The organism is Streptomyces sp. MAI_2237, from assembly GCF_054189285.1.
Window position 1 is genome coordinate 970461 of sequence record NZ_JAJPGQ010000001.1, and the last position, 21239, is coordinate 991699.

The following is a 21239-nucleotide window of genomic DNA, read 5'->3' on the forward strand; positions in this document are numbered from 1 at the left end:
CGCCTCAGCGCACGGGGTGGCCCGCCTCCTTCAGCGTCTGCTTCACCTCGCCGATCCGCAGGTCCCCGAAGTGGAACACCGACGCGGCCAGCACCGCGTCCGCGCCCGCCGCGACGGCCGGCGGGAAGTCTGCCAGCCTGCCGGCGCCGCCCGAGGCGATCAGCGGGACGGTGACGTGCTTGCGGACGGCCGCGATCATCTCCAGGTCGTAGCCGTCCTTGGTGCCGTCCGCGTCCATCGAGTTCAGCAGGATCTCGCCGGCGCCCAGCTCGGCCGCCCGGTGCGCCCACTCGACGGCGTCGATGCCGGTGCCGCGCCGGCCGCCGTGGGTGGTGACCTCGAAGGTGCCCTCCGGCGTGCGGCGCGCGTCGACGGAGAGCACGAGCACCTGCCGGCCGAACCGCTCGGCGATCTCGCGGATCAGGTCGGGACGGGTGATCGCGGCGGTGTTGACGCCCACCTTGTCGGCGCCGGCCCGCAGCAGCTTGTCCACGTCCTCGGCGGTGCGCACGCCGCCGCCCACGGTCAGCGGGATGAACACCTGCTCGGCCGTGCGGCGCACCACGTCGTACGTCGTCTCGCGGTTGCCGGACGACGCGGTGATGTCCAGGAACGTCAGCTCGTCGGCGCCCTCGGCGTCGTACACCTTGGCCATCTCGACCGGGTCGCCCGCGTCGCGCAGGTTCTGGAAGTTGACGCCCTTGACGACCCGGCCGTTGTCCACGTCCAGGCAGGGGATGACTCGGACCGCCAGGGTCATGAATCCACGGCTCCTCTGAATGCCTCTAGTTCCACTTCGACCAGGATGCGCGGGTCGACGAAGCCCTCCACGACCAGCAGGGTCGACACCGGCCGCACCGTGTCGAAGAGCTCCTTGTGAGCGCGGCCGACGGCGTCGACGTCCCGCGCGTGGGTCAGGAACATCCGGGTCCGGATCACCGATCCGACCCCGAGCCCGAACTCGCCGATCGCCTCGATCGCGCTGGTGAAGGCCACCTTGGCCTGCTCGTACGGGTCGCCCTCCCCGTACAGCACATCGCCCTTGAAGGACGTCGTGCCCGCCACCAGCACGCGGTCGCCCGCCGCGACGGCACGCGCGAAACCGAAGGACTCCTCCCAGGGAGTTCCGCTCTGCACACGCCGTACGGCATCGCTCATGACGACACAACCTCCAAGGCCTCTTCCAGGGTGAACGCCTTCGCGTACAGGGCCTTCCCGACGATGGAGCCCTCGACACCGAGGGGGACCAGTTCGGCGATGGCGCGCAGGTCGTCGAGCGAGGACACGCCGCCGGAGGCCACGACCGGGCGGTCCGTCGCGGCGCAGACGTTCCGCAGCAGCTCCAGGTTCGGGCCCTGCAGCGTGCCGTCCTTGGCGATGTCCGTCACCACGTACCGGGCGCAGCCCTCCCGATTGAGGCGCTCCAGCGTCTCGTACAGGTCGCCGCCGTCGCGGGTCCAGCCGCGGCCGCGCAGGGTCGTGCCGCGTACATCCAGGCCCACCGCGATCTTGTCGCCGTGCTCGGCGATGACCTTGGCGACCCACTCCGGGGTCTCCAGGGCGGCCGTGCCGAGGTTGACCCGGGTGCAGCCGGTGGCGAGGGCGGCGGCGAGGGTGTCGTCGTCGCGGATGCCGCCGGACAGCTCCACCTTGATGTCCATGGCCCCGGTCACCTCGGCGATCAGCGCCCTGTTGTCGCCGGTGCCGAACGCGGCGTCCAGGTCGACCAGGTGCAGCCACTCGGCACCCGACCGCTGCCAGGCGAGGGCGGCCTCCAGCGGGGAGCCGTACGAGGTCTCCGTGCCGGACTCGCCGTGCACGAGGCGGACGGCCTGGCCGTCGCGCACGTCGACGGCGGGGAGGAGTTCGAGCTTGCTCACAGTGTTCCGATCCAGTTGGTGAGGAGCTGGGCTCCGGCGTCGCCGGACTTCTCGGGGTGGAACTGCGTGGCCCACAGGGCGCCGTTCTCGACGGCGGCCACGAACGGCTTGCCGTGCGTCGCCCAGGTCACCTTGGGGGCGAGCAGGGTCGGGTTGTGCGTCTCCAGCGCCCAGTCGTGGACGGCGTAGGAGTGCACGAAGTAGAAGCGGGCGTCCGCGTCCAGGCCGTCGAACAGCTCGGAGCCGGCCGGTGTCTCGACGGTGTTCCAGCCCATGTGGGGCACGATCTCGGCCTGCAGCGGCTCGACCGTGCCGGGCCACTCGTCCATCCCCTCGGTCTCCACGCCGTGCTCGATGCCGCGCGCGAAGAGGATCTGCATGCCGACGCAGATGCCCATCACCGGGCGCCCGCCGGACAGCCGCCGGTCGATGATCCAGTCGCCGCGGGCCTCCTTCAGGCCCTTCATGCAGGCGGCGAAGGCGCCGACACCGGGCACCAGCAGGCCGTCGGCGTTCATGGCCCGGTCGAAGTCACGCGTGATCTCGACGTCCGCGCCCGCGCGCGCGAGGGCGCGCTCGGCGGAACGGACGTTGCCGAAGCCGTAGTCGAAGACGACGACCTTCTTGGGGGCGCTCAATTCCACACCTCCAGCCTCATGATCCCCGCGACCAGGCACATCGCGGCGCCGATCGACAGCAGCACGACGAGCTGCTTGGGCATGCCCTGCTTGACGAAGGAGATGATGCCGCCGACCAGGAAGAGGCCGACGACGATCAGGAGGGTCGACAGGCCGTTCACAGCGCGCCCTTCGTGGAGGGGAGGATGCCGGCCGCGCGCGGGTCGCGCTCGGAGGCGTAGCGCAGAGCCCGTGCCAGCGCCTTGAACTGGCACTCCACGATGTGGTGCGCGTTGCGGCCGTACGGCACGTGCACGTGCAGCGCGATCTGGGCCTGGGCCACGAAGGACTCCAGGATGTGCCGCGTCATCGTGGTGTCGTACTCGCCGATCATCGGCGCCATGTTCTCGGGCTCGGTGTGCACGAGGTAGGGGCGGCCGGACAGGTCGACGGTGACCTGGGCGAGGGACTCGTCCAGCGGGACCGTGCAGTTGCCGAAGCGGTAGATGCCCACCTTGTCGCCGAGCGCCTGCTTGAAGGCGGCGCCGAGCGCGAGGGCGGTGTCCTCGATGGTGTGGTGGGAGTCGATGTGCAGATCGCCCTCGGTCTTCACGGTGAGGTCGAACAGACCGTGCCGGCCGAGCTGGTCGAGCATGTGGTCGTAGAAGCCGACGCCCGTCGACACGTCGACCTTGCCGCTGCCGTCGAGATCGATCTCGACGAGCACCGACGTCTCCTTGGTGACTCGCTCCACGCGTCCCACGCGGCTCATGAACTCTGCTCCTTCTTCATTGCACGGACCGCGTCGAGGAACGCGTCGTTCTCCTCCGGGGTACCGGCGGACACCCGCAGCCACCCCGGAATGCCGTTGTCGCGGACCAGCACACCCCGGTCGAGGATCTCCTGCCAGGCCGCGTGGGAGTCCTCGAACCGCCCGAACTGCACGAAGTTGGCATCGGACTCCACGACCTCGTAGCCGGCGGCGCGCAGTTCGGCGACCAGCCGGTCCCGCTCCGCCTTGAGCTGCTCGACGTACTTCAGCAGCGTGTCGGTGTGCTCCAGGGCGGCGAGCGCGGTCGCCTGCGTGACCGAGGAGAGGTGGTACGGCAGCCGTACGAGCTGGACGGCGTCGACGACCGCCGGGTGCGCGGCGAGGTAGCCCAGGCGCAGGCCCGCCGCGCCGAACGCCTTCGACATCGTCCGGGAGACGACCAGGTTGGGCCGGCCCTCGATCAGCGGCAGCAGCGAGCGGCCGTGGCTGAACTCGATGTACGCCTCGTCCACGATCACCATGGACGGCTTGGCCGCCTGCGCGGCCTCGTACAGGGCGAGGACCGTCTCGGGAGGGACGGCGTTGCCGGTGGGGTTGTTGGGGGTGGTGACGAAGACGACGTCCGGCCGGTGCTCGGCCATGGCCTTCTCGGCCGCCGCGAGGTCGATGGTGAAGTCCTCGTTGCGGGGACCGGAGATCCAGCCGGTGCCGGTGCCGCGCGCGATGAGCGCGTGCATCGAGTACGACGGCTCGAAGCCGATCGCCGTGCGGCCCGGTCCGCCGAAGGTCTGCAGCAGCTGCTGGATGACCTCGTTGGAGCCGTTGGCCGCCCAGACGTTGGCCGGGCCGACCTCGTGGCCGGAGGTGTCCGTCAGGTACGCGGCGAGCCGCGTGCGCAGCTCCACCGCGTCCCGGTCCGGGTAGCGGTTGAGGTTCCGGGCGGCCTCACGGACGCGCTCGGCGATGCGCTCGACCAGCGGCTCGGGCAGCGGGTAGGGGTTCTCGTTGGTGTTCAGCCGTACGGGGACGTCCAACTGGGGCGCGCCGTAAGGGGACTTGCCGCGCAGCTCGTCCCGTACGGGAAGGTCGTCGATGCCGGTCACTTGCTCTGGGGAACCTTCCATCCGAACCGGGCCTTGATCGCCGCGCCGTGCGCCGGGAGGTCCTCCGCCTCCGCCAGCGTGACCACGTGGTGCGCGACCTCGGCCAGCGCGTCCTCGGTGTAGTCGACGATGTGGATGCCACGCAGGAAGGACTGCACGGACAGGCCCGAGGAGTGGCAGGCGCACCCGCCGGTCGGCAGCACGTGGTTGGAGCCGGCCGCGTAGTCGCCGAGCGAGACCGGGGCCCAGGGGCCGATGAAGATCGCGCCCGCGTTCTTCACCCGGTCGGCCACCGCGGCGGCGTCGGCGGTCTGGATCTCCAGGTGCTCGGCACCGTAGGCGTCGACCACCCGCAGGCCCTCGTCGACGCCGTCGACGAGGACGATCGCGGACTGCCGGCCCGCGAGCGCCGGGCGGATCCGGTCCTCGATGTGCTTGGTGGCCGCGACCTGCGGCTCGAGCTCCTTCTCGACGGCGTCCGCGAGGGCGAGGGAGTCGGTGACGAGGACGGCGGCGGCGAGCGGGTCGTGCTCGGCCTGGCTGATCAGGTCCGAGGCGACGTGCACCGGGTCGGCCGTGTCGTCGGCGAGGATCGCGATCTCGGTCGGCCCGGCCTCGGCGTCGATGCCGATCTTGCCGGTGAAGTAGCGCTTGGCGGCGGCGACCCAGATGTTGCCGGGGCCGGTCACCATGTTGGCGGGCAGGCAGGACTCGGTTCCGTGGGCGAACATCGCGACGGCCGTGGCGCCGCCGGCGGCGTACACCTCGTCGACGCCGAGCAGGGCGCAGGCGGCGAGGATCGTCGGGTGCGGCAGGCCCCCGAACTCGGCCTGCGCCGGGGAGGCGAGGGCGATCGACTCGACGCCGGCCTCCTGGGCCGGGACGACGTTCATGATCACGGAGGACGGGTAGACCGACCGGCCGCCCGGCGCGTACAGGCCGACGCGCTCGACGGGCACCCACTTCTCGGTCACGGAGCCGCCCGGCACCACCTGGGTCGTGCGGGTCGTACGGCGCTGCTCGCGGTGGACTAGCCGGGCGCGCCGGATGGACTCCTCCAGGGCCGCGCGGACCGCCGGGTCGAGTTCGTCGAGGGCCTTGGCGAGGGCCTCGGCGGGCACCCGCACCTGCTCCAGCCGGACGCCGTCGAACTTCTCGGCGAAGTCGATCAGCGCCGCGTCGCCCCGATGATGCACGGCCTCGCAGATCGGACGCACCTTCTCCAGGGCGGCCGAGACGTCGAAGTCGGCTCGGGGCAGCAGGTCGCGCAGGGCGGGGCCCTCGGGAAGGGCGTCGCCGCGCAGATCGATTCGGGAGATCACGGGGTCAATTCTCTCAGACCCGGGTCAGCCGTCGTCCGCGCGTATCAATGGCTGATACAGAACCGCCCCGGAACCCGGAAGATCGCCGTCACGTCTGGTGATTCGGGTGTGACGCACCGGGCATGAACAGTTGTGCGAACACAGGAGTGGAGGAGTTGTGACCGAGGGGGCCGGCATCCACGCCGGAGACCTGCCGGACGACCTGAGCGCGGCCGAGGCCGGCATGTGGCAGGCCTTCCGCAACGGCAGCACGTACGACCTCAGCAGCGGTGACGCGGCCGTCGACGATCCGCACGGCCGGCATTCCTGGGGGCCCGAGCGGACCGTGCGGGCGCGCATCGTGGCCTGGCTGCTGCTGGACGGCCCGCCGGCCCTCGCGGGCCGCGTCTCCGCGCTGAAACTGCGCGGGGTGCTGATCAGCGGCTCCCTGGAGCTCTCCGGCGGGATCGTGGTGCCGTACGTGGAGATGCGCGGCTGCCGCTTCGAGCGGGAGCTGCTGCTGCCGGAGGCCCGCTTCACCACCGTGCGGCTGGTGGACTGCTCGGTGCCGCGCCTGGAGGCGGCCCGGGTGCACACCGAGGGCGATCTGCACCTGCCGCGCTGCCGGTTCCCGGGCGGCGTGCGGCTCACCGACGCCCACATCGGCACCGACCTGATGCTCAGCCAGGCGATCGTCCACCCCGACCGCGCCGGCCGCTCGATCGCCGCGGACGGCATGACGGTCGGCCAGGACCTGCAGGCCGAGCTGCTGGAGGCGGAGGGCGAGCTGAGCCTGCGCAGCGCCAAGGTGGGCGTCAGCCTGAGCCTGCGCGGCGCCCGGCTGACCAGCTCCGGCACCCGGCACGCGCTCAACGCGCCCCAGCTGACCGTCGGGCGCACCCTGTACCTGACCCCGGCGGGCGTCGGGGCGTCCACGCCGAGCGGGGCGACTCCGGCGCGCGGGACCCGGATCCAGCGGTTCGAGTGCCGGGGCGGGGTGCGGCTGGACGACGGGCGGTTCGGGGACGCGGTCGACCTGGAGCGGGCGCGGTTCGTCCTCACCGACGACCAGGAGCTGTCGCTGCGCCGGGTGCAGACGCCGGAGCTGCGCTTCCTCGGCGAGCGGCCGCAGCGCGGCAAGGTCGCCCTGTCGGGCGCGCGGGTGGTCAACCTGGTCGACCGGGCGAGCGCCTGGCCGGGCCCGGGCAACCTGCACATGGGCGGCTTCCAGTACGAGAACCTCGTACCGCTCGGGCCCTTCCCGCTGGCGGAGCGGCTGGATTGGGTGGCCGCGGCGACCGCCGAGTACAACCCGGAGCCGTACGAGCGCCTGGCCGCCGTGCTGCGGGCCGGCGGCGAGGACGAGGACGCGCGCGAGGTGCTGCTGGCCAAGCAGCGGCGGCGGCGCGAGAGCCTGCCGATCGCCGCGAAGCTGTGGGGGTACGCGCAGGACTGGACGGTGGCCTACGGGTACCGGCCGGGGCGGGCCGCGGTGTGGATGGCGGTGCTGTGGGCGGCGGGCTCACTGGCCTTCGCGCACGCGAGCCACCCGCCGCTGCAGCCGGGGGCGGCGCATCCGCCGTGGAACCCGGCCCTGTTCGCCCTAGACCTGCTGCTACCGGTCATCGACCTGGGCCAGGTCGGCGTCTGGCAGCTGAGCGGCGGCTGGCAGTGGCTGGCCGCGGTGATGGTCCTCCTGGGCTGGGTGCTGGCGACGACGGTGGCGGCCGGGGCGACGCGCATGCTGCGCCGCAACTGATCATCACAGGACGCGCACGCTTCGGCCACTCGTTCAACATTCGACTTTTACAGGCTCTTGACCGCCCGGCGTACAACTTTCCATGACTTGTCCCCTCCGGCTGGCGCCCGCCTGACCTGCGGCCTTTCAATGGTCGACACCATGGCACCGCTGTTCAACCGCGCGGCCCGGACCACCCGCTCCGCGCCGCACTCCCCCACCGCGCCGCTCGCGGACGGCTCAGGGCCGCCCGCCGGCTCCGGCCTGCCCGCCGACGGCGAGGTGCTGCTCGACGCGCCCGACGACCGCCTCGGACCGGCGCTCGTCGCGGCGGCCCACGGCGAGTACGCACCGGCGGCCGCACTGCTCGCGGGCACCCGCGCGCATGCCGAGTGGGAGTACCGCGACCGGTACGCCGGACGGCTGTCGGCCTTCGCCCGGGCCCGGGTCGAGTGGCTGGAGCGGTGGTACGCCGACGCGCCGCGGGACCCGGACGTGCTGCTGCTGCGGGCCCAGCTCGCGGTGGACCGGGCCTGGGACTCCCCGGCCCGCGCCGAGCTGCTGCGTGAGGTGAGCTCCCTGATCACGGCCGCCGCACGGGCCGCCGACCCCGACCCGGTGCCCTGGCGGATCGCGCTGGACCACGCGCGCGGCGCCGGCGCCGGCCACAAGTACTTCGGCGAACTGTGGGAGGCGGCGCTGCGCCGCGCCCCGCACCACTACGGCTGCCATGTGGCCGCCCTGCGCTATCTGGCCACCTCCTGGCAGGGCTCGTACGCCGAGTGCTTCGACTTCGCCGATCGGGCCGCGCAGGACGCGCCCGCCGACTCGCTCCTCCAGGCACTGCCGTCACGGGCGGCCCTCGCGTGCCTCACCGGCGGCGCCGGCACGGCCGTACCGCCGGAGCGGCTGCACGCTGCCGCCGACCGGGCGATCGCGTTCTCGGCCCGCTTCCCGGCGGCCACCCCGTGGCCGGCCGAGATCCGCAACAAGCTGACGTACGTCCTCGTCGGCCTGGAGCGCTGGCCGGACGCCCTCGGCCAGCTGCGCCTCATCGGCCCGTACGCCACGTCCTTCCCCTGGGACCACCTGTCGGACGACCCGCTGGCCCTGTTCCTGAAGGTGCGTTCCGACGTCGTCGGACGGTGCCCGGCCGGGTCCGTGACGGTGCCGCGCGATCCACGAAGCGAGCGCGGCGGACGCGCCGGCTCCGGCGACCATTAGGCTCTTGCGCCGTGACCACCGTCCGTCTTCCCCTCTTCCCCCTGAACTCGGTGCTGTTCCCCGGGCTGGTACTGCCGCTCAACGTCTTCGAGGAGCGCTATCGCGCCATGATGCGTGAGCTGCTGAAGACCCCCGAGGAGGAGTCGCGCCGGTTCGCCGTCGTGGCGATCCGCGACGGCCACGAGGTGGCCCCGAGCGCCCCCGGCATGCCGGATCCCACGTCCGTGCCCGACATCGGCCCGGCGGCCGGCTTCGGCGCCGACCCGACGGCCTCCTTCCACGCCGTGGGCTGCGTGGCGGACGCCGCGACGATCCGGGAGCGGGAGGACGGCACCTTCGAGGTGCTGGCCACCGGCACGACCCGGGTGCGGCTGCTGTCGGTGGACACCTCGGGCCCGTTCCTCACCGCCGAGCTGGAGGGGCTCACCGAGGAGCCGGGCGAGGAGGCGGGCGCGCTCGCCGAGGGCGTGCTGCGGGCCTTCCGCCAGTACCAGAAGCGGCTGGCGGGCGCGCGCGAACGCTCCCTGTCGACCGGCGCGGAACTCCCCGACGAGCCCTCCGTGGTCTCCTACCTGGTCGCGGCGGCCATGATGCTGGACACGCCCACCAAGCAGCGCCTCCTCCAGGCGCCGGACACCGCGTCCCGGCTGCGCGACGAACTGAAACTCCTTCGCTCCGAGACGGCCATCATCCGTAACCTGCCGTCACTGCCGGCGGCGGACCTGACCCGCGGCCGCACGAGCCTCAACTGACGTCACTGCGAGGGCCGGGATGGCGAAGAAGTCGAAGAAGCAGCAGCAGGGCGGCACGCCGGCGACGGTGGCGCTGACCGCCGCGGGCGTGGCGTTCACGGTCCACGCCTACGAGCACGACCCCGCCCACCCCTCCTACGGCGAGGAGGCCGCGGAGGCCATGGGCGTCTCCCCCGACCGTGTCTTCAAGACGCTGGTGGCCGACGTGGACGGGACCCTGACCGTGGCGGTGGTCCCGGTGGCGGGCAGCCTGGACCTCAAGGCGCTGGCGGCCGCGGTGGGCGGCAAACGGGCGGCGATGGCGGACCCGGCCCTCGCCGAGCGCACCACGGGCTACGTCCGCGGCGGCATCTCGCCGCTCGGCCAGCGCAAGAGGCTGCCCACGGTCCTGGACTCCTCCGCCTCCGCCCACGCAACGATCTGCGTCTCGGCGGGGCGCCGCGGCCTGGAGGTCGAACTCTCCCCCGAGGACCTGGCGAAGCTCACCGAAGCGGTGGTGGCCCCCGTCGGGCGTGCGTGACCCCTCGACGCCCGTCCCCCGCTCGGTTAAGAACGAGGGACATGTCGAAGAAAACCCGCAAACGCAAGTGGCGCATGAAGAAGGGCCGCTCGAACCACGGCCACCGTCCGGCGTAAGTCCCTACGACAGCGGGGTCCCGGGGTCTTCTACGACAGCGGGGCCCCGTACGGGTCCTTCGGGAGGGGGCCCTGCGGGTACGGCTCCGGGTCCCGGGGGCCGAACAGCGCGGTCAGGCCGACGTGCACGATCAGCGCGGCCAGCGACCAGGTCAGCAGCGCGCCCTTCGCGCCCAGCTTGAGCGGAGCCGAGAACGTCACTCCCTTGCCGACCTGCCGGGCGTGGGCGATGACGTCCTGCTGGGGGCCGAGCCACACGCCGATCCGCCAGGCCAGCAGGGAGGCGAGCAGCCCTCCGACGCCCAGGGCCACGACCAGCGGCACTCCGCCGCGCCGGCGCCACAGGAAGACCGCCAGAGCGCTGACGACGCCGAAGGCGAGCGCGAGCAGCGTGAACGTTCCGTCCACCCCGATGGCCTGCTCCCCCTCACTGTCCGCGAGGTAGACCACCCAGCTCTTGTCGACGATGTCGCCGACCAGCGGCACGTGCGGCGCCAGCCACCACCACAGCAGCCCGAGCAGCACACCGCCGAGCGCCACCGCCACCGTGACGACGGCGGCCTCGCGCACTTCCGTCTTCATTCCGGGCCCGTCCTGTCCGTACGTACCGTGCCAGGCGGCGTCCTGCGGCGCGGGCGCCGCATGCCCGGCGGCCGGGGGCTGCCACGCGTTCTGCGCGGACTGTTCGTGCGGCGGCGGAGGAGGAGTCAACGGTGCGGTCACCCTGACATCGTGCCAGGCCCGCCTGTGCGGCGCGTCACCGGACGGCCGCCCGGCGGTACGCCCAGGTGGCCACGGCCAGCGAGGCGACGCCCACACCGGCGCACACGGCGAGGTCACCGGCCACGAACGCCCAGTCGGGATGCGGCCCGAAGGTCCGCGCGAAGGCCTCGACGCCGTACGTCGACGGCAGCAGGTCCCGCGTGAACCGTACGGCCTCGGGCATCCGGTCGGCGGGCAGCACCCCCAGCAGCAGCGCGGCCGACATCCCCAGCTGCCCCAGCAGCGTGGCCAGCTCGGGCCGAGGGGCGAGCAGCCCGAGGGCCGCTCCCAGCCCGGACAGGGCGGCACCCGCGAGCGGGATCACCGCCGCCAGCACCCACAGGTGCGACAGCGGCAGCCCGAACAGCACCCCGCCGAAGACAGCGGTCACCACGGTCCCGGGCACGGTGAAGGAGGCGTAGGCCCCCGCCGCCCCCAGTACGACCGCCGCGGGCGGCACCGGCAGCGTCGCGTAGTGGTCGAGCCCGCCGCTGCCCCGCAGCTGCCCGAAGTACTGGGCGAGCAGGTTCAGGCCGACGTAGGCCACGACCAGCACGGAGGACCCGGCGACCACGAACCGGGCGTCGTGGCCGCCCGAGTCCACGACCCCGCGCATCATCACCAGGATGCCGACCGACTGGAACGTCGCCACGAACAGCAGCGGGATCCGCGCGACCCGGGCCCGCGACAGCTGCGCCCGGTAAATGGCGACGAGCGACGGCCACATCCGTGCGCGCGGTCCGAGCTCGGCGGCCCCGCGCGCGGCGTCGTCCTCGTCGGCGACGGCGCCGGGCAGAATCCCGGCGGGTACGACACTCACGACGAGCTGCGCTCCTTCCCTGCGGCGCGCACGCCGTCCCCCACGGACGCGCTCTCTCGTTCCTGTACGGACACGGCCGGTCTCCCGCTCACGCCTTCACCAGCCCTCGCGCGGCGCCGCCCAGCGCCAGGTAGACGTCCTCCAGGCTGGGCGTCGCGAGCGTGAAGTCGTCCAGGGCGGCGAAGGCTGCCCCGCCGGTGACGGTGGCGACGGCAGCGCGGGCCTCCTCGGGCGCGAGCCGCAGCGTCCAGCGCCGCCCGGCCTCGACGGCCCGCTCGCGCAGCGCGGCGACCTCCGGGACGTGCAGCGGCGCCGTCTCGCGCCACACCAGCTCGACCCGGACCTCGTCGGCGACCCGCTCCTTCAGCCCGCTGGGGGTGTCGCAGGCGATCACCCGGCCCTGGTCGAGCACGGCGACCCGGTCCAGGACCGTCTCCGCCTCGATGACGTTGTGGGTGACCAGCAGGACGGTCGTCCCGCGTTCGGCCCGCCGCCGGTCCACGGCCGCCCACACGGCCCGCCGCGCGACGGGGTCCATCCCGGTGGTCGGCTCGTCCAGCACCAGCAGCGGCCGCTCGCCGACCAGCGCGGCGGCGAAGCACGCCAGCCGCCGCTGCCCGCCGGACAGCTTCTTCAGGGCCCGTCCGGCGATGGACGTGAGCCCGAGCTCCTCCAGGACGGCGTCCCGCTCGGCCCGCGCCCGCCGCGCCTCCAGGCCGCGCAGCCGCCCGGTCGTCTCGGCGGCCAGCGACACCGTCAGCTCGTCGAGGGCGGTCGACTCCTGCCCGAGGTAGGCGAGGATCCGGGAGGCCCGCTCGGGATGCCGCACGATGTCGTGCCCGAGGATCTCGACGCTGCCGGCGTCGGGCCGCATCAGCCCGGTCAGCTGCCGCACCAGGGTGGACTTGCCCGCCCCGTTCGGGCCGAGGAGCCCGAAGATCTCACCGCGGCGCACGTCCAGCCGCACGTCGTCCGTGGCCCGCACCGCGGGCACGCCGGGGGCGCCCCTGCGTCCCCGGACGGCCGGATAGGTCTTGGTCAGCCCGCGCAGCGCGCACACCACATCGCCACCGTGCCGATGTGCCTGTGCCGCGCGCGTACTCACAAAGGACGAGGGTACGGGGTCGGGGCCCTTTACCCGCCCTTGGGGCCGCCCGTCACCCCCGGGCCGCCGCGCCGGGTTCACTCGCCGCCGGGCGCGTGCTCGGCCGTCGTGCGGAGGTCGATCTCCCGCCAGAACCCCGCCCGGATGGCGTAGCGGTCGTGCTCGTCGATCTGGTCGTCCTTGTGGGCCAGCAGCCCGAAGCGGGCCGCGTACCGCAGCAGCTCGCCGTCGATGCGGTGCGGGATGCGCGGGTACATGCCCGACAGCTTCTGCAGATGGCTCTGGTCCCCCAGCCGCTCGATCCAGCGCCGCGCGAACACCTGACCGACCTCGAACGGGTCACCGCCGACGGTCGTGATGTCCTCCTCGCGGTCGGCCCACCGCTGCTCCGCCGTGGTCAGCTGGGCCAGCGTCGGCATCGAGGCGGCCTCCGCGGGCTCGGCGACGGGCCGGTCGACCCAGCCTTTGTCGGAGGACCAGCGCAGGGTCGCGTTGGCCGGTTGCGGGCTCGGCTGGACGCCGGGGGGCCGCAGGGCGGCGAGGTCCTTGGGGGTGGGCACGCCCTTGGGCGCGGGCATCCGCTCCTGCGTGCCGTTGTCGGTGACGGTGGCCGCCGGTGCGTGCCGGCGCTCTTCGGCGGGGCGCTCGGCGGCGGTGAGCGCGGAGTCCGGCAGCGGCGCGGAGAGGATGGCGGCGATCTCGGGCCGGGGCACGGGCGGCGGCGCGCAGATCCCGCCGAGTTCCTTGGGCCGTACGGCCTTGGTGATCCACGTCCGGTCGAGCACCCGCCGCTCGTCGGCCTCGGCGACCAGGTCCTCCGACTGGTTGTAGTCCCCGTCGGCGGGCCTGCACCGCCCACAGGTGCACGGCGACCCCGTGCTCCTTGGCCGCCATCATGCCCGGCAGCAGATCGCCGTCGCCGGTGACGAGGACGACGTCGGAGCAGGCGCGGTTGCGGGCCAGCTCGGTGAGCTCGGCGTGCATGGCCGCGTCCACGCCCTTCTGGGCCCAGCGTCCGTCGCTGCGGGTCAGGGCGCCGAGCCGGACGGTGACGCGGGGCATCACCCGCAGCCGGCGGTGTTCGGGCTGGGGCACCCGGTCGGGGGCGCCGTCGAACCAGTAGATGCGCAGCAGCGGCCGTTCCGTGTCGGACTCGGCGCGTTCGCGCAGGCCCTGGACGAGGGCGGTGTGGTCGACGGTGATGCGGGAGCGGGAGGGCTCCCCGGCAAGGAGACTGGCGGCGGCCCCCAGCAGATACCCGGCGTCCACCAGGACGATGCAGCGGTCCACGCGATCCACCCTCTTTCCGGGAGGTTTGCTTCGGGCTTCCTTCGAGTCTGCCCGACTACGCAGGTGTTAACGGCCCGAACTCGATCTTCGGCGTGGCGTTTCGGAGTGCGGTCCCCGTCCTCGCTCCCCGACAAGCCGTGTCACAGACGGTAATTATCCGACATGCGCTTGTTGTCAGCCTATGTGAATCTGGTCCCGGCCCTGGCCCCTAGATCCCCCACAGGAGGCAGATCACCATGGCCAAGAACAAGAAGCAGAACCGCAAGCAGCCGCAGACCGGGCGTGGTCGGCAGGCGGCCGAGCAGATCTCGATGGAGTCGCCGGCCGAGCAGGACGTCCAGCAGGTCACCCCGGGCCACATGGCCCGCAAGGGGCGGCAGAAGAGCTTCGGTCACAACTGACATCTGCATAAAGGGTTGTTGAGACCCAAGCACACGTCGAGGGGCGCACTCCGTACGGGGTGCGCCCCTTGCGCGTCCATGCCGTGATCAGCCGGCCAGGCAGGACGGGCCGAGCAGCACCTTGAGGTCGCCGAAGAGCGCCGGGTCGGGCTTGACCCGGTGCCGGTCCAGCCGCAGCACGGTCGTCTTCGTCGGGCCCTGGAGCTTGATGCGGACCTCGCTCTCGCCCTTGTGGTGGGTGAGGATCTCGCCGAGGCGGCTGACCATCGGCGGGGTGACCCGGGTGGCCGGGATGGTGAGGATCACGGGCGCGTTGGTGCCCGCGTTGGACAGGTCGGGGACCTGGAGCTCCATCGCGACCAGCCGGGGCACGTCCTCGCGCTTGTCGAGCCGGCCCTTGACGAACACCACGGCGTCCTCGACGAGTTGGGTCGACACCAGCTGGTAGGTCGCCGGGAAGAACATGCACTCGATGGAGCCGGCGAGGTCCTCGACGGTGGCGATCGCCCAGGCGTTGCCCTGCTTGGTCATCTTGCGCTGCAGGCCGGAGATGATCCCGCCGATGGTGACGACCGCGCCGTCCGCGTGCTCGCCCCCGGTGAGCTGGGCGATGCCCGCGTCGGCCTTGTCGGACAGGACGTGCTCCAGGCCGAAGAGCGGGTGGTCGGAGACGTACAGACCGAGCATCTCCCGCTCCTGGGCGAGCAGATAGGTCTTGTCCCACTCCTCGTCGGTGAACTGCACGTCGAGGCCGAAGCCGGGCTCGCTGGTCTCCTCCTCGCCCATCCCGCCGAAGAGGTCGAACTGGCCCTCGGCCTCCTTGCGCTTGACCGCGACCACGTTGTCGATCATCGGCTCGTACTGGGCCGTGAGTCCCTTGCGGGTGTGGCCGAGGGTGTCGAAGGCGCCGGCCTTGATCAGCGACTCGGTGGTGCGCTTGTTGCAGGCGGTGGCGTCGACCTTGTCGAGGTAGTCGGGGAAGGAGGCGTACTTCCCCTTGGCCTTGCGGGACTTGATGATCGACTCGACGACGTTCGTGCCGACGTTGCGGACGGCCTCCAGGCCGAAGAGGATCACGTCGTCGCCCTGCGCGGCGAAGTTGTGCACCGACTCGTTGACGTTCGGCGGGAGCACCCTGATGCCCATGCGGCGGCACTCGTTGAGGTAGATCGCCGACTTGTCCTTGTCGTCCTTGACGGAGGTCAGCAGGGCGGCCATGTACTCGGCGGGGTGGTTGGCCTTCAGGTAGGCGGTCCAGTACGACACCAGGCCGTACGCGGCCGAGTGGGCCTTGTTGAAGGCGTAGCCGGCGAAGGGCACCAGCACGTCCCACAGCGCCTGGATGGCCTCGTCGCTGTAGCCGTTCTTCTGGGCGCCGGCCTGGAAGATGGTGAAGTTCTTCGCCAGTTCGTCGGGCTTCTTCTTGCCCATGACGCGGCGGAGGATGTCGGCCTCGCCGAGCGAGTAGCCGGCGATGATCTGGGCGGCCTTCTGCACCTGCTCCTGGTAGACGATCAGGCCGTAGGTGACGTCCAGGACCTCCCTGAGCGGCTCCTCCAGCTCGGGGTGGATCGGGGTGATCTCCTGGAGCTTGTTCTTGCGCAGGGCGTAGTTGGTGTGCGAGTCCATGCCCATCGGGCCGGGACGGTAGAGCGCGGAGACGGCGGAGATGTCTTCGAAGTTGTCCGGCTTCATCAGGCGCAGCAGCGAGCGCATGGGACCGCCGTCGAACTGGAAGACGCCGAGGGTCTCGCCCCGCTGGAGCAGTTCGAAGGTCGTGGGGTCGTCCAGCGGGAGGCTCAGCAGCTCCAGGTCGATGCCCTTGTTGGACTTCACCATCTTGACGGCGTCGTCCATGATCGTCAGGTTGCGCAGGCCGAGGAAGTCCATCTTCAGCAGGCCGAGCGACTCGCAGCTCGGGTAGTCCCACTGCGTGATGGTCACGCCGTCGGTGTGCCTGACCCAGACCGGCACGTGCTCGGTGATGGTCTCGCTGGACATGATCACGCCGGCGGCGTGCACGCCCATCTGCCGGACCAGGCCCTCGACACCCTTGGCGGTGTCGATGACCTTCTTCACGTCCGGTTCGTTCTCGTACATCGCCCGGACCTCGCCCGCCTCCGAGTAGCGGGGGTGCGAGGGGTCGGTGATGCCGTTGAGGTCGATGCCCTTGCCGAGGACGTCGGCGGGCATGGCCTTGGTGATGCGGTCGCCCATCGCGTACGGGTAGCCCAGCACGCGCGCGGAGTCCTTGATCGCGTTCTTGGCCTTGATCTTGCCGTAGGTGCCGATCATGGCGACCTTGTCGGCGCCGTACTTCTCGGTCACGTACCGGATGACCTCGACGCGCCGACGCTCGTCGAAGTCGATGTCGACGTCGGGCATGGAGATGCGCTCGGGGTTGAGGAAGCGCTCGAAGATCAGGCCGTGCGGGATGGGGTCGAGGTCGGTGATGCCCATGGCGTAGGCGACGATCGAGCCGGCCGCGGAGCCTCGGCCGGGGCCGACCGCGATGCCGTTGTTCTTGGCCCACATGATGAAGTCGGCGACGACGAGGAAGTAGCCGGGGAAGCCCATCGAGATGATGACGTCCATCTCGTAGTCGGCCTGCTTCTGGCGGTCCTCGGGGATGCCGCCGGGGAAGCGGCGCTCCATGCCGCGGCGGACCTCCTCCTTGAACCAGGTGACCTCGGTGTAGCCCTCGGGGATGTCGAACTTCGGCATGAGGTTCTTGGCCTCGAACATGCCGGCGGTGTCGACCATCTCGGCGATCAGGAGGGTGTTGCGGCAGCCCTCCTGCCAGGCGTCCGAGGAGTCGATGGCGTACATCTCGTCCGTGGACTTCAGGTAGTAGCCGGTGCCGTCGAACTTGAAGCGGTCGGGGTCGGAGAGGTTCTTGCCGGTCTGGATGCACAGCAGGGCGTCGTGGGCGGTCGCCTCGTGCGCGTACGTGTAGTGCGAGTCGTTGGTGACCAGCGGGGGGATGCCGAGCTTCTTGCCGATGTCCAGCAGACCGTCACGGACCCGGTGCTCGATGTCGATGCCGTGGTCCATCAGCTCCAGGAAGTAGCGGTCCTTGCCGAAGATGTCCTGGTAGTCGGCGGCCGCCTTGAGGGCCTCGTCGAACTGGCCGAGCCTGAGGCGGGTCTGCACCTCGCCGGAGGGGCAGCCGGTGGAGGCGACGATCCCCTCGGACCACTGCGAGATGGTCTCCTTGTCCATGCGGGGCCACTTCTGCAGCCAGCCCTCGGCGTAGGCGTCCGAAGAGAGGCGGAAGAGGTTGTGCAGACCCGTCGCGTTCACCGCCCACATGGTCTTGTGGGTGTAACCACCGGAACCGGACACGTCGTCCCGCTTCTGGTGCGGCTGGCCCCACTGGATCTTGCGCTTGTTGCGCCGGGACTCCGGGGCGACATAGGCCTCGATGCCGATGATCGGGGTGACCCCGGCACTCTTCGCGGAATGGAAGAAGTCGTACGCCCCGTGGAGGTTGCCGTGGTCGGACATGGCGATGTGCGTCATGCCCATCTCGTTGCAGGCGTTGAACATGTCCTTGAGCCGCGCGGCACCGTCCAGCAGCGAGTACTGGGTGTGGACGTGCAGGTGCGTGAACGGCGGCTTTGACACGGTGTGGCCTCCATGGAAAACAGTCGGTGACGGGCGCGGGGACAGTTCCGGGGTCAGCGTCGAAGTCTATGCCTCGGCACTGACACTCGAGGGGCTCCCCCGCGTACCTTCACAGCGGGGGCCGCGGGCACTTCCGCGCGCCCTCGACCGTTGGAGACGACAGAAACGCTGTCGTACACATCCATGCACCAGGAGGCACCTCGCGATGTCGGTACCCCAGCTCAACGACGAGCAGCGCGGCGACGAGATCCTCGCCGTCTTCGACACCGCCTTCGGCCAGCTCCTGGCCGCCGACCCGGCCGCGTTCCGCGTGAAGTTCCGCAAGATGGCGGCGTCCGCGTTCGCGTTCTACCGCGGCACGGCGTGCCTCTTCTACCACGACCTGGACGCCGAGAAGCGGGGCGGCCCGTACCTGGACGAGCGCACCTCGCGGGTGTGGATCCACGGCGATCTGCACGCGGAGAACTTCGGCACGTACATGGACTCCAACGGCCGCCTGGTCTTCAACGTCAACGACTTCGACGAGGCCTACGTCGGGCCCTTCACCTGGGACCTGAAGCGCTTCTCCGCCTCCGTGGCGCTGATCGGGTACGCGAAGGCCCTCAGCGACGACCAGATCACCGAGCTGGTGCGGGTGTACGCGGGCGCGTACCGCGAGCGCGTCCACGCGCTCGCGACCGGCGCCAAGCGGGACGAGGTGCCGCCCTTCACGCTGGACACCGCCGAGGGGCCGCTGCTGGGCGCGCTGCGCGCCGCCCGCTCGCTGACCCGCTTCGAGCTGCTGGACTCCATGACGGAGATCCGCGACTTCGAGCGCCGTTTCGCCCCGGGCGGCGGTTCCATCGAGCTGGACGCGGCCACCCGCTACAAGGTCCTCGCGGCCTTCGACGGCTACCTGGAGACGCTGCCGGACTCCTCGCTGGCCCGCCCGGACTCCTACCGCGTCAAGGACGTGGTCGGGCGCCGGGGAATCGGCATCGGCTCGGCCGGTCTGCCGTCGTACAACATCCTTCTCGAGGGGCACAGCGACGCCCTGGAGAACGACGTGGTGATCTACATCAAGCAGGCGCAGACCCCGGCCGTCTCCCGGCACATCACCGACCCGGCGATCCGGGACTACTTCATGCACGAGGGCCACCGCACGGTGATCTCGCAGCGCGCCCTGCAGGCGCACGCCGACCCGTGGCTGGGCTGGACCGAGCTGGACGGCGCGGGGCAGCTGGTCGCCGAGGTCTCGCCGTACGCGGTCGACCTGTACTGGGGCGACATCGACGACCCGGAGGAGATCGCGGCCGTCGTCGCCGACCTCGGCCGTGCGACCGCCACCATGCACGCGGCGGCCGACGACACCTCCGGCGAGTCCCTGGTGCCGTTCTCCACGGAGCGGGCCATCGACGCGGCGATCGCCGCCGACGAGGCGGGCTTCGCGGACCTCCTGGTCGACTTCGCGCACGACTACGGCGCACGCGCGCGTGCCGACCACCAGATCTTCGTCGACCTCTTCCGCAACGGACGGATTCCGGGTCTGTAACCGACCGGCCGCTCACAGGGAACCTTTAGGGGTCCCTTACCGCGGCACGTGAAACACTCTCCCCGCTATGGACATATCCGGGATCCAGCTCAGAGCCGTACGCGCGGCGCTGTTCACGGCACTCGTCGTGACGCTCAGCTCCGCGTCGCACGTGCTGCTGTCGCAGGTCCCGCTGCCCGTGAACACGGTGGCCGCGGTCGCCGCCGCCGTGTTCGCGGCCGCCTACGCCCTGGCCAGCCGCGAGCGCGGCTTCGCGCGGATCGCCGGCCTGCTGATCCCGCTGGAGCTGGCCGCCGACACCGTCTTCACCACCGGCCAGCACGTCTGCTACGGCCGCGCGGGCGGCCCCGTCGCCGGCCCCCTGCGCTCCGTCGGCTGGGACCTGCTGTGCGGCAGCAGCACCCAGGTCGGCACCCCGCTGGCCCGAGTGACCGACACCGGCACCGACCGCCTGGCGGCCCTGCTCGCCCACGCCGACCCGGCGACCGCCTGGCTGCTGCTCGGCGCGCACGTCGGCGTCGGCCTCCTCGCGGCCGCCTGGCTGCGCCGCGGCGAGCGGGCGCTGACCCAGCTGGTGCGCGCGGTCGCCGCGACGACGTTCCGTCCGCTTCTGCTGGCCGTCGCCGCGGTGGCCGTCCGGCCCGCCTCTGCGGTGCGGCGCATCCGGCGCCCCCGCCCGCCCGCCGTCGTCGTCCGCGACCGGCTTCTCGCGCACTCCCTGGGACGGCGTGGACCGCCGTGCTCGGTCGCTCTGGTCTGAGCGATCCGTCCCGGTCGCCCGAGCGACCCCCTGAGCACGATCAGTCCCCCACACGTATCCCGCGTACGACGTGTGCGCGTCCCACATGGAGTAGACGAACATGAGCAAGCGGAACAGCCAGACGGCGAAGACGGCGGCCCGAGAGCGGCTGCGGGTCGAGCGCGAGCGCCAGGCCAAGAGGGCCAAGGTCAAGCGGCAGGTCATCGTGGCCTGCTCGATCGTCGCCGTGCTGGCGGCGGCCGGCGGCATAGGCTACGCCGTCGTCCAGGCCAACAAGCCCAGCTACTGGGAGGGCCTGAAGGACGCCAAGGTCGTCGCTCCGGCCCACACCACGGGCACCAAGGGCACCACCGTGGTCATCGGCAAGTCGAACGCCAAGACCCTCAAGGTCTACGAGGACCCGCGCTGCCCGATCTGCGCCTCCTTCGAGCAGACCGTCGGTCCGACCGTGAAGAAGGACGTCGACGGCGGCAAGTACAAGATCCAGTACATCGGCGCCACCTTCATCGACAACAAGGACAACGGCCAGGGCTCCAAGAACGCGCTGAGCGCCCTGGGCGCCGCGTTGAACGTCAGCGACGAGGCGTTCCTCCAGTACAAGTCCGCGATGTACTCGGCGAAGTGGCACCCGGACGAGACCACCGACAAGTTCAAGGACGACAGCTACCTCATCAAGATCGCGAACACCGTTCCCGCGCTGAAGAACAACACCCAGTTCCAGAACGCGGTCAAGAAGGGCACCTACGACGCCTGGGCGGTGGCCATGTCGAAGACCTTCGACAACAACAAGGACGGCGTGACCGGCACGCCGGGCTTCGTCATGAACGGCAAGCAGCTCACGAGTTCCGACCCCAACCAGGGGTGGACGGTCGCCTCGTTCAACCAGGCGGTCGGCGCGGCCCTCAAGGGCTGACCCCCAC

General features: G+C 71.4%; 20 protein-coding genes and 1 pseudogene. 8 read left to right on the forward strand and 13 right to left on the reverse strand.

Annotation, left to right across the window (positions count from 1 at the left end; all coding sequences use genetic code 11):
* Positions 1-4 precede the first annotated feature (4 nt).
* The 8 genes from hisF to hisD are packed head-to-tail and all read right to left on the reverse strand — an operon-like array spanning position 5 to position 5694.
* Positions 5-760 carry an imidazole glycerol phosphate synthase subunit HisF gene (gene hisF / locus LN251_RS04535; protein WP_458243192.1) on the reverse strand — a complete coding sequence of 252 codons (756 nt, stop codon included), beginning with the start codon at positions 758-760 and terminating at the stop codon, positions 5-7.
* Positions 757-1158 (reverse strand): RidA family protein, encoded by a 402-nt coding sequence (locus tag LN251_RS04540; protein ID WP_458243193.1) that lies wholly within the window; start codon positions 1156-1158, stop codon positions 757-759. The genes hisF and LN251_RS04540 overlap by 4 nt, the downstream gene beginning before the upstream one ends.
* On the reverse strand, positions 1155-1880 hold the full coding sequence (gene priA / locus LN251_RS04545; RefSeq protein WP_458243194.1) for a bifunctional 1-(5-phosphoribosyl)-5-((5-phosphoribosylamino)methylideneamino)imidazole-4-carboxamide isomerase/phosphoribosylanthranilate isomerase PriA: 726 nt from the start codon (positions 1878-1880) through the stop codon (positions 1155-1157). Before priA ends, LN251_RS04540 begins: the two co-directional genes overlap by 4 nt.
* Positions 1877-2518, reverse strand: coding sequence for an imidazole glycerol phosphate synthase subunit HisH (hisH, locus tag LN251_RS04550; protein ID WP_458243195.1), 642 nt, complete (start codon positions 2516-2518; stop codon positions 1877-1879). The genes priA and hisH overlap by 4 nt, the downstream gene beginning before the upstream one ends.
* On the reverse strand, positions 2515-2679 hold the full coding sequence (locus tag LN251_RS04555) for a hypothetical protein (protein ID WP_058925873.1): 165 nt from the start codon (positions 2677-2679) through the stop codon (positions 2515-2517). Before LN251_RS04555 ends, hisH begins: the two co-directional genes overlap by 4 nt.
* Positions 2676-3269 carry an imidazoleglycerol-phosphate dehydratase HisB gene (gene hisB, locus LN251_RS04560; protein WP_030932889.1) on the reverse strand — a complete coding sequence of 198 codons (594 nt, stop codon included), beginning with the start codon at positions 3267-3269 and terminating at the stop codon, positions 2676-2678. The genes LN251_RS04555 and hisB overlap by 4 nt, the downstream gene beginning before the upstream one ends.
* Complete coding sequence (locus LN251_RS04565) at positions 3266-4372, reverse strand: histidinol-phosphate transaminase (RefSeq protein ID WP_458243196.1); 1107 nt, start codon at positions 4370-4372, stop codon at positions 3266-3268. The genes hisB and LN251_RS04565 overlap by 4 nt, the downstream gene beginning before the upstream one ends.
* Complete coding sequence (hisD, locus tag LN251_RS04570; RefSeq protein WP_458243197.1) at positions 4369-5694, reverse strand: histidinol dehydrogenase; 1326 nt, start codon at positions 5692-5694, stop codon at positions 4369-4371. Before hisD ends, LN251_RS04565 begins: the two co-directional genes overlap by 4 nt.
* Before the next feature lie 157 nt (positions 5695-5851).
* Here hisD and LN251_RS04575 point away from each other — a divergent pair, with 157 nt between their 5' ends.
* From LN251_RS04575 to ybaK, 4 genes are all read left to right on the forward strand, one after another.
* Positions 5852-7432 (forward strand): oxidoreductase, encoded by a 1581-nt coding sequence (locus LN251_RS04575; RefSeq protein ID WP_458243198.1) that lies wholly within the window; start codon positions 5852-5854, stop codon positions 7430-7432.
* 129 nt (positions 7433-7561) lie between these two features.
* Positions 7562-8635 (forward strand): hypothetical protein, encoded by a 1074-nt coding sequence (locus tag LN251_RS04580; protein WP_458243199.1) that lies wholly within the window; start codon positions 7562-7564, stop codon positions 8633-8635.
* 11 nt (positions 8636-8646) lie between these two features.
* Positions 8647-9387 carry an LON peptidase substrate-binding domain-containing protein gene (locus tag LN251_RS04585; protein WP_458243200.1) on the forward strand — a complete coding sequence of 247 codons (741 nt, stop codon included), beginning with the start codon at positions 8647-8649 and terminating at the stop codon, positions 9385-9387.
* 19 nt (positions 9388-9406) lie between these two features.
* Positions 9407-9907: a Cys-tRNA(Pro) deacylase gene (gene ybaK / locus LN251_RS04590; RefSeq protein ID WP_458243201.1), complete on the forward strand. Its 501-nt coding sequence runs from the start codon at positions 9407-9409 to the stop codon at positions 9905-9907.
* A gap of 146 nt (positions 9908-10053) precedes the next feature.
* Here ybaK and LN251_RS04595 read toward each other — a convergent pair whose 3' ends face one another.
* The 4 genes and pseudogenes from LN251_RS04595 to LN251_RS04610 all read right to left on the reverse strand — a co-directional run bounded on the left by LN251_RS04595 (position 10054) and on the right by LN251_RS04610 (position 14000).
* Positions 10054-10746 carry an AAA family ATPase gene (locus LN251_RS04595; RefSeq protein WP_458243202.1) on the reverse strand — a complete coding sequence of 231 codons (693 nt, stop codon included), beginning with the start codon at positions 10744-10746 and terminating at the stop codon, positions 10054-10056.
* Positions 10747-10780: 34 nt separating this feature from the next.
* The gene (locus LN251_RS04600; protein WP_458243203.1) at positions 10781-11605 is read right to left on the reverse strand and encodes an ABC transporter permease; all 825 of its coding nucleotides are present in this window, start codon (positions 11603-11605) and stop codon (positions 10781-10783) included.
* An 88-nt stretch (positions 11606-11693) separates the two neighbouring features.
* Positions 11694-12665, reverse strand: a complete 972-nt coding sequence (locus tag LN251_RS04605; protein WP_458243266.1) for an ABC transporter ATP-binding protein — start codon at positions 12663-12665, stop codon at positions 11694-11696.
* A gap of 122 nt (positions 12666-12787) precedes the next feature.
* Positions 12788-14000 (reverse strand): annotated as a pseudogene (locus tag LN251_RS04610) (NYN domain-containing protein).
* Between the two features lie 236 nt (positions 14001-14236).
* Here LN251_RS04610 and LN251_RS04615 point away from each other — a divergent pair.
* Positions 14237-14401, forward strand: coding sequence for a hypothetical protein (locus LN251_RS04615; protein WP_458243204.1), 165 nt, complete (start codon positions 14237-14239; stop codon positions 14399-14401).
* Between the two features lie 87 nt (positions 14402-14488).
* Here the strand turns inward: LN251_RS04615 and dnaE are convergent, their stop codons facing one another.
* A complete protein-coding gene (gene dnaE / locus LN251_RS04620; protein ID WP_458243205.1) occupies positions 14489-18028 on the reverse strand; it encodes a DNA polymerase III subunit alpha in 3540 nt (1179 codons plus the stop codon).
* 205 nt (positions 18029-18233) lie between these two features.
* Between dnaE and LN251_RS04625 the strand changes: the two genes are divergently transcribed.
* The 3 genes from LN251_RS04625 (at position 18234) to LN251_RS04635 (ending at position 21232) form a co-directional block, all read left to right on the forward strand.
* Positions 18234-19559: a DUF2252 domain-containing protein gene (locus tag LN251_RS04625; protein WP_458243206.1), complete on the forward strand. Its 1326-nt coding sequence runs from the start codon at positions 18234-18236 to the stop codon at positions 19557-19559.
* A gap of 67 nt (positions 19560-19626) precedes the next feature.
* A complete protein-coding gene (locus LN251_RS04630) occupies positions 19627-20319 on the forward strand; it encodes a hypothetical protein (protein ID WP_458243207.1) in 693 nt (230 codons plus the stop codon).
* Between the two features lie 100 nt (positions 20320-20419).
* On the forward strand, positions 20420-21232 hold the full coding sequence (locus LN251_RS04635; RefSeq protein WP_458243208.1) for a thioredoxin domain-containing protein: 813 nt from the start codon (positions 20420-20422) through the stop codon (positions 21230-21232).
* Positions 21233-21239 lie beyond the last annotated feature (7 nt).